Annotated in this window: 1 protein-coding gene and 1 pseudogene; both read left to right on the top strand. The window is 72.3% G+C overall.

Translation table 11 applies throughout. The annotated features are described in order from the left end of the window. Nucleotides 1–514: DotH/IcmK family type IV secretion protein (locus VQ02_RS33895; protein WP_048448678.1), on the top strand; the 514-nt coding region annotated here is incomplete at its 5' end. A gap of 9 nt (nt 515–523) precedes the next feature. Next, nucleotides 524–1,200: pseudogene (locus VQ02_RS33890) on the top strand (DotG/IcmE/VirB10 family protein); the annotation flags it as partial.

The raw sequence follows: 1,200 nt of genomic DNA, 5'->3' as shown, positions 1-1,200 counted from the left end.
CCGGCCGACCTCGATCAACCTTATGCCGTGCCGCTACGACACCTGGGGCAACATCCTCATCCGGCTCGAGGCCGTGCCCTACCCGATCCCGCTGATGGTCCTGTCGGGGCAGAGCGAGACGGTGGACATCCCGGTCACCGTGCGGGTCGCCGGCACCTCGCCGCTCACCCCGGTGAAGGTGGTCACGGCGAGCGCCGCGCCGGTTCGCAAGGCCGGTCCGCCCGGCCCGCCGCGGGGCGCAGGCCCGATCGACACCACGGCGCTCCTGCATTTGTTCGGCGCGGGCACGCCGCCGACGGGCGCGCAGAAGCTCGTCGCGACCGGCGGGGCGCAGGCCTGGCTCTACCGCGAGCGGATGTACGTGCGCGTCCAGGGCGATCTCGTCAGCCCGCAGCCGGTCGCCTCGGCCGACGCCGCCTTGGGCTACCGCGTCTACGAGTTCCTGCGTCCGGCCTCGCGCCTCGTCGCCGAGCGCGGCGACGGCGCCGAGACCGCCATCACGATCGAGTTCTAGGAGGGGATCATGGCTATGCTGTCTCCCAAGGCGTCCGCTGCGATCGGTGGTGCGGTCCTCGTCTTCTCCCTCGGCTCGGCGGCCTTCGTCCTTCGGGACGCGCCGGTCACGGACCAGGGCGCAGGCCAGGCCTCGGAGATCCGGGGATCGACCCCGAACCCGCAGAACGACATGATGAAGCCGGTCGGCAAGGCCGAGGCCGACCGGCGCGCCGGGGTCAATCGTCAGGCGGCGGACGAGCGGGACAGCGCCGGCAAGCCTTTCGTGGCGCCGACGGTGATCGCGGTAAAGCGCGGCGCGACGATGGGCGATCTGCCCGACGACAACCCGGCGCCCAAGCCCCCGGAGCCGCCTCCGGAGCCCAAGGTGGTCGAGAAGATCATCTACCAGGACCGGCCGGTGATCCAGACCGTCTACCGGGACGTGCCGGTCCAGCCGACGGCCGATCCCGAGCAGGTCGCGGCGATCAACGAGCAGATCAAGGCGCTCCTGAAGCCAAACCAAGGTGGGTTCCTGGTGCGGAGCTTCGCCAAGGGCGAGCGGCCGAAGCCCCCCGAGCCGCGGGCCGCCGCGGTCGCCCCGCCGGTTCCGACCGGGCCGTTCGGTCCCGGCGTCCGGCACGCGACCGTGGCGCGCGCAGGCGACGTCGCCTACGCGGTGGTCGATCGGGGCTTCAACTCCGACGA

The sequence above is a fragment of the Methylobacterium variabile genome, assembly GCF_001043975.1.
In the GTDB taxonomy this organism is placed as follows: Bacteria; Pseudomonadota; Alphaproteobacteria; order Rhizobiales; family Beijerinckiaceae; genus Methylobacterium; species Methylobacterium variabile.
Note: the sequence above shows the minus strand (reverse complement) of the source record. Positions and strands in the feature narration are given on the sequence as shown.